12 protein-coding genes are annotated in these 14,166 nt (G+C 63.9%); 10 read left to right on the top strand and 2 right to left on the bottom strand.

Features of this window, described 5'->3' with window-relative positions:
* The first annotated feature begins 57 nt into the window (after window positions 1-57).
* From I0D00_RS00440 to I0D00_RS00455, 4 genes are all read left to right on the top strand, one after another.
* Window positions 58-969 (top strand): LysR family transcriptional regulator, encoded by a 912-nt coding sequence (locus tag I0D00_RS00440; protein ID WP_213637797.1) that lies wholly within the window; start codon window positions 58-60, stop codon window positions 967-969.
* A 194-nt stretch (window positions 970-1,163) separates the two neighbouring features.
* Window positions 1,164-2,414: a 2-aminoadipate transaminase gene (locus I0D00_RS00445; RefSeq protein WP_213637798.1), complete on the top strand. Its 1,251-nt coding sequence runs from the start codon at window positions 1,164-1,166 to the stop codon at window positions 2,412-2,414.
* A gap of 4 nt (window positions 2,415-2,418) precedes the next feature.
* Entirely contained in the window at window positions 2,419-5,475 is a 3,057-nt protein-coding gene (gene ydiJ, locus I0D00_RS00450) for a D-2-hydroxyglutarate dehydrogenase YdiJ (protein ID WP_213637799.1), read from the top strand.
* Window positions 5,476-5,570: 95 nt separating this feature from the next.
* Complete coding sequence (locus tag I0D00_RS00455; protein ID WP_213637800.1) at window positions 5,571-6,803, top strand: DUF3422 domain-containing protein; 1,233 nt, start codon at window positions 5,571-5,573, stop codon at window positions 6,801-6,803.
* A gap of 150 nt (window positions 6,804-6,953) precedes the next feature.
* Here I0D00_RS00455 and I0D00_RS00460 read toward each other — a convergent pair whose 3' ends face one another.
* Both I0D00_RS00460 and I0D00_RS00465 read right to left on the bottom strand, forming a co-directional pair.
* Window positions 6,954-7,250 carry a LasR-specific antiactivator QslA gene (locus tag I0D00_RS00460; protein WP_213637801.1) on the bottom strand — a complete coding sequence of 99 codons (297 nt, stop codon included), beginning with the start codon at window positions 7,248-7,250 and terminating at the stop codon, window positions 6,954-6,956.
* Window positions 7,243-7,518, bottom strand: coding sequence for a hypothetical protein (locus I0D00_RS00465; RefSeq protein WP_213637802.1), 276 nt, complete (start codon window positions 7,516-7,518; stop codon window positions 7,243-7,245). Before I0D00_RS00465 ends, I0D00_RS00460 begins: the two co-directional genes overlap by 8 nt.
* A 66-nt stretch (window positions 7,519-7,584) precedes the next feature.
* On the opposite strand from I0D00_RS00465, the gene I0D00_RS00470 reads away from it, so the two are divergent.
* From I0D00_RS00470 to I0D00_RS00495, 6 genes are all read left to right on the top strand, one after another.
* Window positions 7,585-8,747 (top strand): IS3 family transposase gene (locus I0D00_RS00470; RefSeq protein WP_213637803.1). Its coding sequence is split into 2 segments (ribosomal slippage): window positions 7,585-7,840 and window positions 7,840-8,747, totalling 1,164 coding nucleotides; the frame shifts between segments, so codons are not numbered across the junction.
* A gap of 747 nt (window positions 8,748-9,494) precedes the next feature.
* Window positions 9,495-10,367 (top strand): toll/interleukin-1 receptor domain-containing protein, encoded by an 873-nt coding sequence (locus tag I0D00_RS00475; protein ID WP_213637804.1) that lies wholly within the window; start codon window positions 9,495-9,497, stop codon window positions 10,365-10,367.
* 242 nt (window positions 10,368-10,609) lie between these two features.
* Window positions 10,610-11,269, top strand: a complete 660-nt coding sequence (locus I0D00_RS00480) for a transposase (RefSeq protein ID WP_246533153.1) — start codon at window positions 10,610-10,612, stop codon at window positions 11,267-11,269.
* Window positions 11,270-11,497: 228 nt separating this feature from the next.
* Window positions 11,498-11,905, top strand: coding sequence for a GFA family protein (locus tag I0D00_RS00485; protein ID WP_213637806.1), 408 nt, complete (start codon window positions 11,498-11,500; stop codon window positions 11,903-11,905).
* Window positions 11,906-12,034: 129 nt separating this feature from the next.
* Window positions 12,035-12,358, top strand: coding sequence for a DUF2834 domain-containing protein (locus I0D00_RS00490; protein ID WP_213637807.1), 324 nt, complete (start codon window positions 12,035-12,037; stop codon window positions 12,356-12,358).
* A gap of 404 nt (window positions 12,359-12,762) precedes the next feature.
* Complete coding sequence (locus tag I0D00_RS00495; RefSeq protein ID WP_213637808.1) at window positions 12,763-14,091, top strand: mechanosensitive ion channel family protein; 1,329 nt, start codon at window positions 12,763-12,765, stop codon at window positions 14,089-14,091.
* Window positions 14,092-14,166 lie beyond the last annotated feature (75 nt).

Raw genomic sequence — 14,166 nt, forward strand, 5'->3', positions numbered from 1 at the left:
ATTCCTTGGATTCATCGATTGGCCCATTCGCCGCCCTCAGCCTTCGCGAGATTTCCCATGTCCAAACGCCTGATGCCGTCCATGGCCGCCCTGCAGTGCTTCGAGGCGGTGGCGCGCCACCTGAGCTTCACCCGCGCGGCCGAGGAGCTGTTCCTCACCCAGAGCGCGGTGAGCAAGCAGGTGGCGCAGCTCGAGGAGATGCTCCAGCACCTGCTGTTCCGCCGCATCCGCCGGCGCCTGCAGCTGACCCCGGCCGGCTCGCTGTACCTGACCGAGGTGAACAAGATCCTCAAGCAGGTGGAGATGTCCACCCACTACATCCTCTCCTACGGCGGCGAGACCGAGGTGCTCAAGGTGGCCACCCAACCGACCTTCGGCGCGCGCTGGCTGATCCCGCACCTCAAGGGCTTCGGCGCGGCCAACCCGAACATCCACCTGGATATCCGCAACGAACTGGAACCCTTCGACCTGGTCCAGGCGCGGGCCGACGTGGTGTTCTTCTTCGGCCAGGGCACCTGGCCGGGGGCCGAATGCATCGAGCTGTTCGGCGAGCAGATGGTGCCGGTGTGCGCCCCGGACATCCTTCCCGCCGAGCCGCTGGTCAGCGCCCTGCAGCTCAGCGAGCGGGTGCTGCTGCAGTGCGCCTCGCGCCCCGAGGCCTGGCACGAGTGGTTCCAGGCCCAGGGCCTGCAGACCGAGCACAGCTACCACGGCCCGCGCTTCGAGACCTTCTACATGTGCATCCGCGCCGCCCAGTCCGGCTGCGGCGTGGCGCTGGTGCCGCGCTTTCTGGTGGAGGACGAACTGGCCGAGGGCAAGCTGGTGATTCCCTGGGACCACCCCCTGGCCAGCAGCGGCCGGCACTTTCTCGCCTACGCCGAGCACGCCGCCGAGGTGCCGAAGATCCGCGCCTTCGTCCGTTGGATCGAGGAGCAGGTGCGTCGCGAGTACGGCGCCGCCGGCCGCTGAGCCGTGCCCGGGCGGCGCTGACTCGGAAAAAAAGGAATAACTGACGCGTTTTTTTTCGTTTGTAGGCCGGCTTCCTCTCTCGCTTTCATAGTGGCCCCGCCCAACCGGCCAAGAGGACGCCCCATGCCTGCCCGCGAGAATGCCAGCCAACGCCCATCGACCTGCCGCCGCGACCGCGCCGCGGGAGCCCGCCCATGAGCCAGGCGCCGATCAGCAATGCCCTGGGCATCGTCCACCCCATCAGCCTCAGCCACGGCCGCAACGCCGAGGTCTGGGACGTCTCGGGCAAGCGCTATATCGACTTCGTCGGCGGCATCGGCGTGCTCAACCTGGGCCACTGCCACCCGCAGGTCGTCGCGGCGGTACGCGAGCAGGCCGGCAAGCTGACCCACTCGGCCTTCAACGCCGTGCCCCACGAGGGCTACGGCCGCCTGATGGAGGCCCTGGCGCGCTTCGTGCCGGTCAGCTACCCGCTGTCCGGCATGCTCACCAACAGCGGCGCCGAGGCGGCGGAGAACGCACTCAAGCTGGTGCGCGCGGCGACCGGGCGCACGGCGGTGATCGCCTTCGACGGCGGCTTCCACGGGCGCACCCTGGCCACCCTCAACCTCAACGGCAAGGTGGCGCCCTACAAGCAGAAGGTCGGCGTGCTGCCGGGGCCGGTGTACCACCTGCCGTACCCCAGTGCCGACAACGGCGTCAGCCGCGAACAGGCCCTGGCGGCCATGGAGCGGCTGTTCAGCGTGGAGATCGACCGCGCCGAGGTGGCCTGCTTCATCGTCGAGCCGGTGCAGGGCGAGGGCGGCTTCCAGGCCCTGGATGCGGCCTTCGCCCAGGACCTGCGGCGCTTCTGCGATGCCCACGGCATCCTGCTGATCATCGACGAGATCCAGTCCGGCTTCGGCCGCAGCGGCCAGCGCTTCGCCTTCAGCCGCCTGGGCATCGAGCCGGACCTGCTGCTGCTGGGCAAGAGCATGGCCGGCGGCCTGCCCCTGGCGGCGGTGGTCGGCCGCCGCGAACTGATGGATGCGCTGCCCAAGGGCGGCCTCGGCGGCACCTACTCGGGCAACCCGATCGCCTGCGCCGCCGCCCTGGCGACCCTGGAGGCGATGAGCGACAGCAACCTGGCGACCTGGGGCGAGCTGCAGGAAAGCACCATCCTCGCCCGCTACACCAGCTGGCAGCAGGCGCCCTGGGCGGCTGCCATCGGCCGCCTGAGCGGGGTCGGCGCCATGCGCGGCATCGAGCTGCGCAGCGCCACGGGCGGCCCCGGCAGCGAGCGCCTGGCCAGCCTGCTGGCCGCTGCCCGCGAGCAGGGCCTGCTGCTGATGCCCAGCGGCCAGCACCGGCACATCATCCGCCTGCTGGCGCCGCTGACCACCGAGCGGGCGATTCTCGACGAGGGCTTCGACCTCTTCGAGCATTGTCTGGCGCGGCTGGGCTGAGCCGATGATCGCCCGCCTGCCGCCACCGGCACCGCCAGCCGCGCGCTATCGCGAGTTTCTCGAAGCCCTGGTGGCCGCCGGCTTCCAGGGTGAGATCGCCGTCGATCACGCCACCCGCACCGTGCTGGCCACCGACAACTCGATCTACCAGCGCCTGCCCCAGGCCGCGGTGTTCCCCCGCGACGCGGCGGACGTGCAACGCCTGGCGCGGCTGGCCGGCGAGGCGCGCTTTCGCCAGGTGACCCTGACCCCGCGCGGCGGCGGCACCGGCACCAACGGCCAGTCCCTGAGCGACGGCCTGCTGGTGGACCTGTCGCGGCATATGAATCGCATCCTCGAGATCGATGTCGCGGGGCGCTGGGCGCGGGTGCAGGCCGGGGTGGTCAAGGACCAGCTCAATGCCGCGCTCCGGCCCCACGGGCTGTTCTTCGCCCCGGAGCTGTCCACCTCCAGCCGCGCCACCCTGGGCGGCATGATCAACACCGACGCCAGCGGCCAGGGCAGCTGCACCTACGGCAAGACCCGCGACCACGTGCTGGAGCTGCACAGCCTGCTGCTCGGCGGCGAGGCCCTGCACAGCCGGGCGCTGGACGCCGCCGAGCTGGCCGCCGCGTGCGCCCGCGGCGACCGCGTCGGCGCCGTGTACCGCTGCGCCCGCGCCATCGCCGACGAGCAGGCCGCGCTGATCGCCGCGCGCTTCCCGCCGCTGAACCGCTGCCTGACCGGCTACGACCTGGCCCACCTGCGCGAGGCGGACGGCCGCTTCAACCTCAACAGCCTGCTGTGCGGCGCCGAGGGCTCCCTCGGCCTGGTGGTGGAGGCCAAGCTCAACCTGCTGCCGATTCCGCGCCACAGCCTGCTGCTCAACGTGCGCTACGCCAGCTTCATGGACGCCCTGGGCGATGCCCGGGCGCTGATGGCCCGGGCGCCGCTGTCGATCGAGACGGTGGACTCGCGGGTGCTGCAACTGGCCATGCAGGACATCGTCTGGCATGGCGTGGCCGAGTACTTTCCCGATGACCCGCAGCGCCCGACCCTGGGCATCAACCTGATCGAGTTCTGTGGCGACGACGAGGACGAGCTGGCGCAGCGGGTCGCGGCCTTCATCGAGCACCTGCGCATCGATCGCTCGGTCGAGCGCCTGGGCCATACCCTGGCCCGGGGCGCCGCGGCGGTGGCGCGGGTCTATGCCATGCGCAAGCGCGCCGTGGGCCTGCTCGGCAACGTGGCGGGGGAGGCGCGGCCGCAGCCCTTCGTCGAGGATTGCGCGGTGCCGCCCGAGCGGCTGCCGGCCTTCATCGCCGAGTTCCGCGCGCTGCTCGACGGCCATGGCCTGGCCTACGGCATGTTCGGCCACGTCGATGCCGGCGTGCTGCACGTGCGCCCGGCCCTGGACATGAAGGATGCCGCCCAGGCCGCCCTGGTGCGGCCGCTCAGCGATGCCGTGGCGGCGCTCACCCGCAAGTACGGCGGGCTGCTCTGGGGCGAGCACGGCAAGGGCCTGCGCTCGGCCTACGCGCCGCAGTTCTTCGGCGAGCTGTACCCGGCGCTGCAGGCGCTGAAGGCGGCGTTCGACCCGCACAACCAGCTCAATCCGGGCAAGATCGCCACGCCCCTGGGCGCCGACGCGCACCTGCTGGCAGTCGATGAGGTGCCGCTGCGCGGCGAGTTCGACCGGCAGATCGATGCGCGCATCTGGCGCAGCTACCAGGGCGGGCTGCACTGCAACGGCAACGGTGCCTGCTACAACCACGACCCCGACGACGCCATGTGCCCCTCGTGGAAGGCCACGCGCCGGCGCGAGCAGTCGCCCAAGGGCCGCGCCGCGCTGATCCGCGAATGGCTGCGCCTGCAGGGCGAGCAGGGCGTCGACGTGCTGGCCAGCGCCGAGGCCATCCGCGCCGGCCGGGGGCCTGGGCTGTGGCGGCGGCTGCGCAACAGCCAGGGGCGCAGCCGCGACCAGGCGGATTTCTCCCACGAGGTCTACGACGCCATGGCCGGCTGCCTGGCGTGCAAGTCCTGCGCCGGGCAGTGCCCGGTCAAGGTCGACGTGCCGGAGTTCCGCGCACGCTTTCTCGAGCTGTACCACGGCCGCTACCTGCGCCCGGCCAAGGACTACCTGATCGGCTCCCTGGAATTCAGCCTGCCGTACCTGGCCCGCGTGCCGGGCCTGTACAACGCGCTGCTGGCGGCGCGGCCCGTGCGCCACCTGCTGCAGCGCGCCGGGCTGGTCGACAGCCCGCCGTTCAGCCGCCTGGACCTCGCCCCGGTGCTGGCCCGCTGGCGGGTGCGCACGGCCACCCCGGCGGCGCTGGCGGCCCTGACCGCGGAGCAGCGTCGGCGCAGCGTGGTGCTGGTGCAGGACGCCTTCACCCGCTACTTCGAGACGCCGCTGCTGGCCGACTGGATCGAGCTGATCGGCCGCCTGGGCTACGCCGTCTACCTGGCGCCCTACGCCGCCAACGGCAAGCCGCTGCAGGTGCAGGGCTTTCTCGGCGCCTTCGCCAGGGTGGCCCGGCGCAGCGCCGCCCGGCTGCGCGCCCTGGCCGAGCAGGGCGTGCCCCTGGTCGGTCTGGACCCGGCCATGACCCTGGTCTACCGCCAGGAATACCCCAAGCTGCTCGGCGCCGAGGCCTGCCCGAACGTGGCCCTGCCCCAGGAATGGCTGGCCCGGGTGCTGCCCGCCACGCCGGCCTGGGCCGGCGACGGCGGCGAGACCTACCAGCTGCTCGACCACTGCACCGAGAAGAGCAACGCGCCGGCCGCCAGCGCCCTGTGGGCCGAGCTGTTCCGGCGTTGCGGCCTGGGCCTGGAGCAGCCGCCCAGCGGCTGCTGCGGCATGGCCGGCACCTATGGCCACGAGCGCCGCAACCTGGCCACGTCCCGGGCCATCTACCGGCTGTCCTGGGCGCCCCGGGTGCAGGCCGGGGCCGGGGCAGGGCGCCTGCTGGCCAGCGGCTATTCCTGCCGCAGCCAGGTCAAGCGCCTGGACCAGCAGGCGCTGGCCCACCCGCTGCAGGCGCTGCTGGCGCAACTGCGCCGCTTCCAGGCTGGCCAATAGCCGGCGCGGGCCTGTGCCTCGGGCGCGCCGGCGGCAGTCCAGTTAATTCAGGCGCGGCCGGCCGAGCGGCCGCGCCCCTGTCCCGGAGCCCCCTGATGCACCCGCTGAGAGAGAGCCTGCACGAAGAGCTGCACGCGCGGCCGTCGATCTACTTCGACGGCCCGGCCCACGTCTACCACTTCGCCCTGCTGGACCACGGCCAGTCGCTGGAGGGCATCGTCCGCCGCCTCGACGAGCTGGCCGACAACCCCGGCCGCGGCGTGCAGCGCCACGGCCTGCTGCGCATCGCCGGCCACCCCTTCAAGTGGGAGCGCCACAGCGAGTTCCTCTCGCTGACCTGGGTGGTGCCGCTGCAGCCCGGCGACAGCCGCTGGGCCGAGTTGCCGCAACCGCTGCGCGGCCTGCTCGACGCCCACCGCGAGCTGATCATCAACGCCCTGGTGATCCTCGTGGAAAACCAGCAGGACGCCGCCCAGGCCCCGGCCGGCTACGGCTTCAAGGACCCGGCCGGCTCCCACATCGGCGGCGGCGACGCCACGGTGTGGAGCGACTTCCGCCTCTCGGCCCAGGGCTTCAACCGCCTGCTGCTGGTCAACCGCGGCCTCAACGCCTACCGCCTGGGGCGCATGATCCGCCGCCTGGTGGAGATCGAGACCTACCGCATGCTGGCCTCCCTGGGCCTGCCGGCGGCCCAGGAACTCGACACCACCCTGCAGGAGCTGGACCGCGAGCTGATCCGCATCGCCGAGGGCAACGCCTGCGCCGACAGCGCCCAGGCCAAGGCCCTGCTCGATGGCCTCACCGCCCTGTCGGCGCGGCTGATGCGCTGCTCGGCGAGCAACCGGCCGCGCTTCAGCGCCACCGCCGCCTATGCGCAGATCGTCTTCGAGCGCATCGCCGAACTGCGCGAGAGCCACGTCGGCGAGCATCAGCGCCTCGGCGTGTTTCTCGAGCGACGCTTCAAACCCAGCGTGCGCTACTGCGCCGCCACCGAACAGCGCCTCGACCGCCTGGCCGCCGGCATCGCCAACCTCGGCGAACTGCTGCAGGCCAAGGCCCAGGTGGAAGTGGAGGAGCAGAACTCGAAGATCCTCGCAAGCCTCAACGCCCGCACCCACACCCAGCTGAAGATCCAGAAGGCGGTGGAGGGCTTCTCGCTGATCGCCATCAGCTACTACCTGATCGGCCTGCTGAAGATGACCCTGGAGGGCCTGGGGGCTTTGGGCTCGCCGCTGTCCGGCAAGGTGCTGTTCGCCCTGCTGGCGCCGCTGTTCCTGCTGACCCTGGTGCTGCTGGCGCGGCGCCTCAAGCAGGCGGCGCGGCACTAGGTTCTATACGAAAAGTGCCCGCGCTCGACGATTTTTCGTACAGAGCCCGGGGCAGGGCGGCTAGTGCCGCTGGGCACTTGCGGTCCCGCGGCGCGGAGAAAACCCGCCGGAGCACCCGGCGGGCTGTTCGTGCGCAGGTCGACGGCCGGCCTACAGCTGCAGGCAGGTCTTCCTGGCCTGGTGATTGCCGCCGAACGGCGAACACAGGCGCTGATGTACCCGGCTGAGGAAGCCGATCTCGAACGCCCGGCGCTGCGCCCCAGGGGGCAGCGCGTCGCGCTCGATGATCAGGTTGGCCCACAGCCAGCCGCTGTCGTCGTTGCTCAACCAGGCCTGGGCGCTGGCCACGCCCCGCTCGAAGGCCTCGTGGCAGTTCACCGGCCACTTGATGATCGCGCCGCGATGGCCGTCGTGGGTTGGCAGATGGCTGGTGCAGGGTCTATTCATCGCCAGCCCTCCCGTGGGCCTGGGCCAACGAGCGGCGGTACAGCACCAGCACCTCGTTCAGCAGCGCGCGGGCGCTGTCGCAGGCCTCATGCAGCGGCCTCGCGCCGGGGTTGGACGCCTCCATGCGCGCCAGGATGGCGAACAGCCTATGTAGCATCGCCACCCGTATCTCGGCCGCCGCCTGGAAATGGCAGCCCTGGCCATCGGGGCAATCGAGTGGTGCGCAGCGTTTGGGGAAGGGAACGACAACGGCGTTTAATCTAGTCATGATGTAGTGGTCTACTGATCCCGGACACCGATTTAGGCGAAAATCCTCGCCATTAAGAGGTGTCCGATGAGCAAACAACGACGTACGTTTTCCGCCGAGTTCAAGCGAGAGGCAGCTGCCTTGGTGCTGGATCAAGGCTACAGCCATATCGAGGCCTGCCGTTCGCTTGGGGTGGTGGACTCGGCACTACGCCGCTGGGTGAAGCAGCTCCAAGACGAGCGCCAGGGTGTTACCCCGAAGAGCAAGGCGCTGACGCCCGAGCAGCAGAAGATCCAGGAGCTTGAGGCCAGGATCAACCGGCTGGAGCGGGAGAAAGCGATCCTAAAAAAGGCTACCGCTCTCTTGATGTCGGACGAACTCGATCGTACGCGCTGATAGACCAGTTGAGTGAGCAGGAGCCGGTGGAAGTGGTCTGTTCAGCTTTCGATGTGGTGCGGTCTTGTTACTACGCCCACCGCCTTCGACGTCGCCGTGTCGATGCGCGCCGCGTTGCGCTACGCAGCCAGGTCAACCAATTGTTCAACCAGAGTCGAGGCTCGGCCGGCAGTCGCAGCATCCTGGGCATGTTGCGCGAGGATGGCGTGACGATTGGCCGTTTTCGCGTGCGCCGGTTGATGCGTGAGCTGGGCCTGGTCAGCAAGCAGCCGGGATCGCACGCCTACAAGCAGGCCACGGTTGAGCGCCCGGATATCCCGAACCGACTGAACCGCGAGTTCGCTGTGCAGCGCCCCAATCAGGTGTGGTGTGGCGACATCACCTTCGTCTGGGCGCAAGGCCGCTGGCACTACCTGGCAGCGGTGCTCGATCTGCATACGAGGCGTGCAGTCGGCTGGGCGTTCTCCGCCAAACCGGATGCCGAACTGGTGATCAAGGCGCTCGACATGGCGTACGAGCAACGCGGCAAACCGCAGCAGGTAATGTTCCATTCAGATCAGGGCAGCCAATACGCCAGTCGCCTGTTTCGACAGCGGCTGTGGCGCTACCGGATGCAGCAGAGCATGAGCCGCCGAGGCAACTGCTGGGACAATTCGCCGATGGAGCGCCTGTTCCGTAGCCTGAAGTCAGAGTGGATTCCGTCGACTGGTTATCTGACGAAGCAAGAGGCTCAGCGGGACATCAGCCATTACCTGATGCACCGCTACAACTGGATCAGACCGCACCAATTCAACGACGGGCTACCGCCTGCGGTGGCCGAAGAAAAACTTAACCCACTGTCCGGGATGGGTTGACCACTACATGACGCACCTCCAGGCAGGAGGCGAACGACAAGACGAACAGCCCAAGGTGGAGCCCTTGGGTAAAAGGTGGATAGCGCATTTTCCTTATGCTCCTTCGTGTATTTAAGGAGCCGTCACCCCACCTTCTCACGGGTAAGGGTGGCGGACCGTGCAAGGGTGAGAAACCGGCCACGAAGGACACCGGCCAGGCCGAAGCCTGCCTCGCACGGCCCGCCATAACTGCACGAGAAAACAGCAGGCACAAAAAAAGCGCCTGCTCTCGGCTATGGCGCTACCGCGCCTTCGTGGAGATCGGGTTCTCACGCCCGGTCACGGGATTGACCGTGACCGGCGCACTCTAGCCCGGCGCCATGTGCAGGGCAAGCCCGAAGCAAGAAGGGCGTTTCGCCGCCACAACTTGTGCCGGCATTCCCCATTCGGGTAGCTTCAACCCAACGCAATGACGCACCCCGCAGGCAGGACGCCGGTTAGCTTTCCCCTGCTTGCATAGACCGTTTTCAACGGAGCCATCCGCCGATGAAAAAATGGCATGCCAACGCTTGCCCCTGGCTACCAATGCGCTCCCCTTGGTGCATAGCACCCCATCGCCCCCTGCTACAAGCCGAAAGCCTCAAGATAGAGAGGGTGTTCTGGCGACGGTGGGGAATGTTACCCACCAAGTGGTGCGTTTAAACGCACCATTTGGTGCCTAATTTTAGTTATGCCTCTCTTTAATCCGGCACCAAGGAACTGCTATTCATGCCAATCTTTATAAGCTATTCACATGAAAATAAAGAGTTCGTTGACAAACTTGCTATGCAACTCGTGCATAGAAATGTGAGCGTATGGCTTGACCGGTGGGAGCTAAGTATTGGCGACTCAATAATTGACAAGGTGCAAGAAGCTGTTGATGGCGCGAGCGCCTTGCTTGTAATTATGTCTAAGGCTTCAATCTCTTCAGAGTGGTGCAAAAGAGAGCTTTCATCAGGATTCCTAAGAGAGCTCGAAGAGAAAAGAGTAGTTGTAATGCCAGTTTTGCTAGAGGATTGCGACATACCACTCTTTGCAAGAGGGAAACTGTATGCAGATTTTAGAAAAAACTTTGACGATGGTTTAAGAACAGTAGTGGAAGGTGTCGCCAAAGTAACAAATCCATTTTTATCCCGAGCAAAAGAACCCGAGTACCATGTTGGCTGGTCAATCGACTGGGGAGATGTTAATGGGCTATTTGCAATAATTCTCAACTTTGTTGAGCAAGCCCAAAACCAGCCATACACATGCCTTACCAATATCGAAATACTAGCATCACCAATCGCCACCATTAAATATGAATCAACCAAGAAGTCGCAAGGCGAAGAGCATGCTAGAGCTTACATTATAAAATTAATAAACGAACATTTCCAAAGCCAGCCAGAACTTCGCCCGCTATTAGTAACAGAAAGAGAAAAAGTCGAACGATTGACCGTTAATGGGCCAGATACAGGCGAGGAATATCTCCTGCGAATTGGTGCTCGACGCCTTGGTGAGGATACTGGCAGAGATATATTGGTTAATACAACAAAACTTATTCTTCAATCATATCGGCACATGGAGGCGGTTCTAAAACAACCGCAACACCGAAATAAGGCATAACAACTGGTATATGGACGCTCCTCACAAGCAGGAGTAATAGGGGACAGACCACGATTCTTCCGATCTCGTCTAATCTTTTGGCGTCATTCCATGGAAAAGGAGTTTCCATATGCCGCGTCGAGCGCGGGTAATAGGGGACAGACCACGATTCTTCCGATCTCGTCTAATCTTTTGGCGTCATTCCATGGAAAAGGAGTTTCCATATGCCGCGTCGAGCGCGTGTGCTACTACCGGGAGTCACGTTGCACCTGGTTCAGCGGGGGAACAATCGTTCGGCCTGTTTCTTCGCCGAGGAAGATTACTTGTTCTATTTGGAGCACCTTGCAGATCAAGCAAGAAAGCACGACTGCGCGATCCATGCTTGGTGTCTGATGACCAACCATGTTCATCTGCTGTTGACCCCGGCCAAGACGGAAAGCGCCGGAATGCTGATGAAGGGGCTTGGCCAGCGCTATGTGCAATACATTAATCGTACGTATCGTCGCAGCGGCACGCTGTGGGAAGGTCGCTTCCGCTCCTGCTTGATGCAGGAGGAAAGTTATGTGCTGGCTTGCTATCGATACATTGAGATGAACCCGGTACGGGCCGGAATGGTGGAGCATCCGGCGGAATATCGCTGGTCGAGTTATCGGGTGAATGCCCAGGCCGAGCAATCGGCATTGATCAAGCGACATTCCTTGTACCAAGCGTTGGGTGAGGCGGATGGGGCACGGGCTGAGACCTATCGTGAGCTGTTTCGGCATCAGCTTGATCCTGGCTTGGTGGATCAGATCCGTTCAGTCACCAACGGGAACTATGCGCTTGGCAGTCCAAGGTTTGCGGCAGAGGTGGAGCGCGTGCTGGGGCGGAGGGTGATCCGCGGAAAGCCAGGGAGACCGAAACAAGCTGCTGAGGCTGACTGAAACTGTGGTCTGTCCCCTATTGTTCATCCCCTATTGTTTATGTCCCCTATTGTTCTATTGTTGCGGTCCCCTATTGTTGCGCTCTCCCAGTGAACAGTCACCACCGATTTCGGTATAGAACCGTGGTGCGGGGAGCGTCCATTACAGCACTCAAATCGCTCGCTTCGTTCACTGGTGCGGGCTAAAGCTAGTCCCGGTGAGCGTTAGAAACAGGAGGAATCCAAGTACATGAAACAGAATCTAAAAGGCCAGTGCCTCTGCGGTAATGTGAAATTTGAGCTGTCCGATGATTTCAAGGCTTTTTACCAATGCCATTGCGCTCAATGCCAACGGCTCACGGGCAGCGCATTTGCGTCGAATATCTTTACTCGCCCCGACAACATCGAGTGGACATCGGGTAAAGCGGACGTTTCTCATTATGAGCACCCGACAAGAGAGTTTTCCAAAGCATTCTGCAGGGTTTGTGGCTCTGCTGTGCCATTTGTCAACAAGAGCAGGACGTCGCTGATCGTGCCTGCCGGTTCTTTGCTTGACAAGCCAAGCATTTCGCCGCAGGCAAACATCTTTGCCGCCGAGGAGGCGCATTGGTTGGCCGATGGTTTGAAGGCTCGCCGGTTTGAAGGCTTTCCCGAGTGAAAGCCTCTAACAAGTCGATGCGTTCGGGCAGGGTCAAGCTGTCGTTTTGTTGAAAGCCCAACAAGGCAGCCATATTGTCTATGCCGCTTGTTGCGGCGTTATGTCCCACCGTTAACCAAGGAAGGTGTCATGAGAAAAGCAGTATTGCCATTGGTCGTGTTGCTGGCATTTACAGCCTACACGGCATTTGCGATGTCGCAGGCCGAGCAGTCGCTTATCCAGTTCGGCATGGAGCTGATGTCTAGCCTGGATACTGCGCAGGTTGTGATTGATCTCTACATCCTGGCCGCGCTTGCTTGCATTTGGATGTATCAAGATAACAGGGCGCGCGGCAAGCCAATTGTCGCCGTGGCTCCGTATATTCTGATTACTGCGATTTTCGTATCTGTTGGCCCGCTGCTCTATCTGGTCATGAAGTGTCTTTCGAAGGACTCCAGTGCGGGTGAAACATAACAAGGTTTATATGGAATACCCGCCGCAGGCGGTGAGCACTAGCTTGTTCAAGCACTGCCGCCAGTGCGGTTGTATGAGTGGGCCTTGTGCGGCGCCAGTCGCCGCTGAAGCGCCGCGCGGGGCAGCATGGCGCCCGGCGGGTGCGCAGCAGCTTGTTTTAGCCGATGCGCGTCGCTGTTTGAGCCTCGTCTTTTATTGCGAGTGGTTTTGATGGCATAGGGCTGAGTGCTTTGATACTTGCTTTATATCGGCATGCGGCAGTGGCAATAGGAAATTGGCGGCTTTTATTACCAAGTCATCAGGTTAATAAATGGCGTCTATACTGCTGTTTGGTTGTGGGGTGATCAATAAATTTCGATTAAACAATATAGGCAGCCAGTTGGGCGGCATAAGGATCGGCAAGCATGCTATTGGATAATCTCGACGCGCGAATCGAGCAGGCTGCCGACAAGGTGGCTGAGGTGCTGTTCCAGCCGGAGACCTATACCCAGGTCGGCATCGTCCTGGCGATTTACGCCGTCGCCTGGCTTATCGCCAATCGCATCCGCAGGTATGCGCCCATCCTCGATGCCCGCTACGAGGCGGCGGCGGTGCATCCCGTGCGCAAGTTCGTCAGCAAGTTGGGCGCGCTGATCTTTCCGCTGGTCGCCATCCTGATGTTGCGGGTATCCGTCGAGGTGAGCGAGAACCTGTTGGATCAGGGCTGGCTGGTGCAGGCGGCGCTGACCATTTCCATCCTGCTGATCTTCTACTCGATCATCCGTAATTTCATCCGCAACAAGTTCCTCGCCGTGGCCTTCAGGTGGCTGGGCATTCCGCTGTTGTTCCTGCACCTGGTCGGTCTGCTGGACGGCTTGATCGCGATACTCGAATCCATCTCGGTCAACCTCGGCAATATCGAGATTTCGGTCTACGGCATCGCCCGGGTCGCCATCTTCGGTTCGATCCTGTTCTGGCTCGGCCGTGTCAGCAGCCGGACCGGGCGCGATTTCATCTCCCACCAGGAGAACCTGGACGTGCGCACGCGGGAGGTGGCCGCGAAGCTGTTCGAGGTGGCGATCTTCTTCTTCATCTTCCTGCTGCTGCTGCAGATCATGGGCATCAACCTCACCACGCTCGCGGTGTTCGGCGGCGCGCTGGGCGTGGGCCTGGGCTTCGGCTTGCAGGCGATTGCCTCCAACTTCATTTCCGGGATCATCATCCTGATGGATCGCTCGGTGTCGATTGGCGACTATGTGGAGCTCGAGGACGGCCGCACCGGCATCGTGCGCGAGCTGAACATGCGCTCGACGACGCTGGAAACCTTCGACGGCAAGGACATCGTGGTGCCGAACGAGAAGTTCATCGCCGAGATCTTCACCAACTGGACGCACAAGGACAAAAGCCAGCGCTATCGCGTGGACTTTTCGGTTTCCTATAACTCCGATGTCAGGAAGCTGGTGGAGATCATCAAGCAGGTGGTGGCCAGCCACCCGCAGGTATTCAGCGGCGAGGACGTGCCGTTCGAGGAGCGTCCCGACTGCGAGATCGACAGCTTCGGCGACTCCGGCATCAACATGTTCGTGGAGTTCTGGATGGAAGGGGTGGACGACGGCAAGAACCGCGTAGGTGGCGACCTGCTGCTGATGATCCTGGAGGCCCTGCAGGAACACGGCTTCGAAATACCCTTCCCGCAGCGGGAGGTGCGCATCCTCGAGAAGCAGGCACCGGCCAGGGGCAAGCGGGGCGCCTGAGCGGCTCCCGGGCCGTGTCGCCGGGCCGGTTACGCTTGCGTATTCCGCTGGTTTTGGATTCTCCAGGGGAATGAA

Origin of the sequence: Pseudomonas lalucatii (genome assembly GCF_018398425.1) — a bacterium.
GTDB classification, from domain to species: Bacteria; Pseudomonadota; Gammaproteobacteria; order Pseudomonadales; family Pseudomonadaceae; genus Aquipseudomonas; species Aquipseudomonas lalucatii.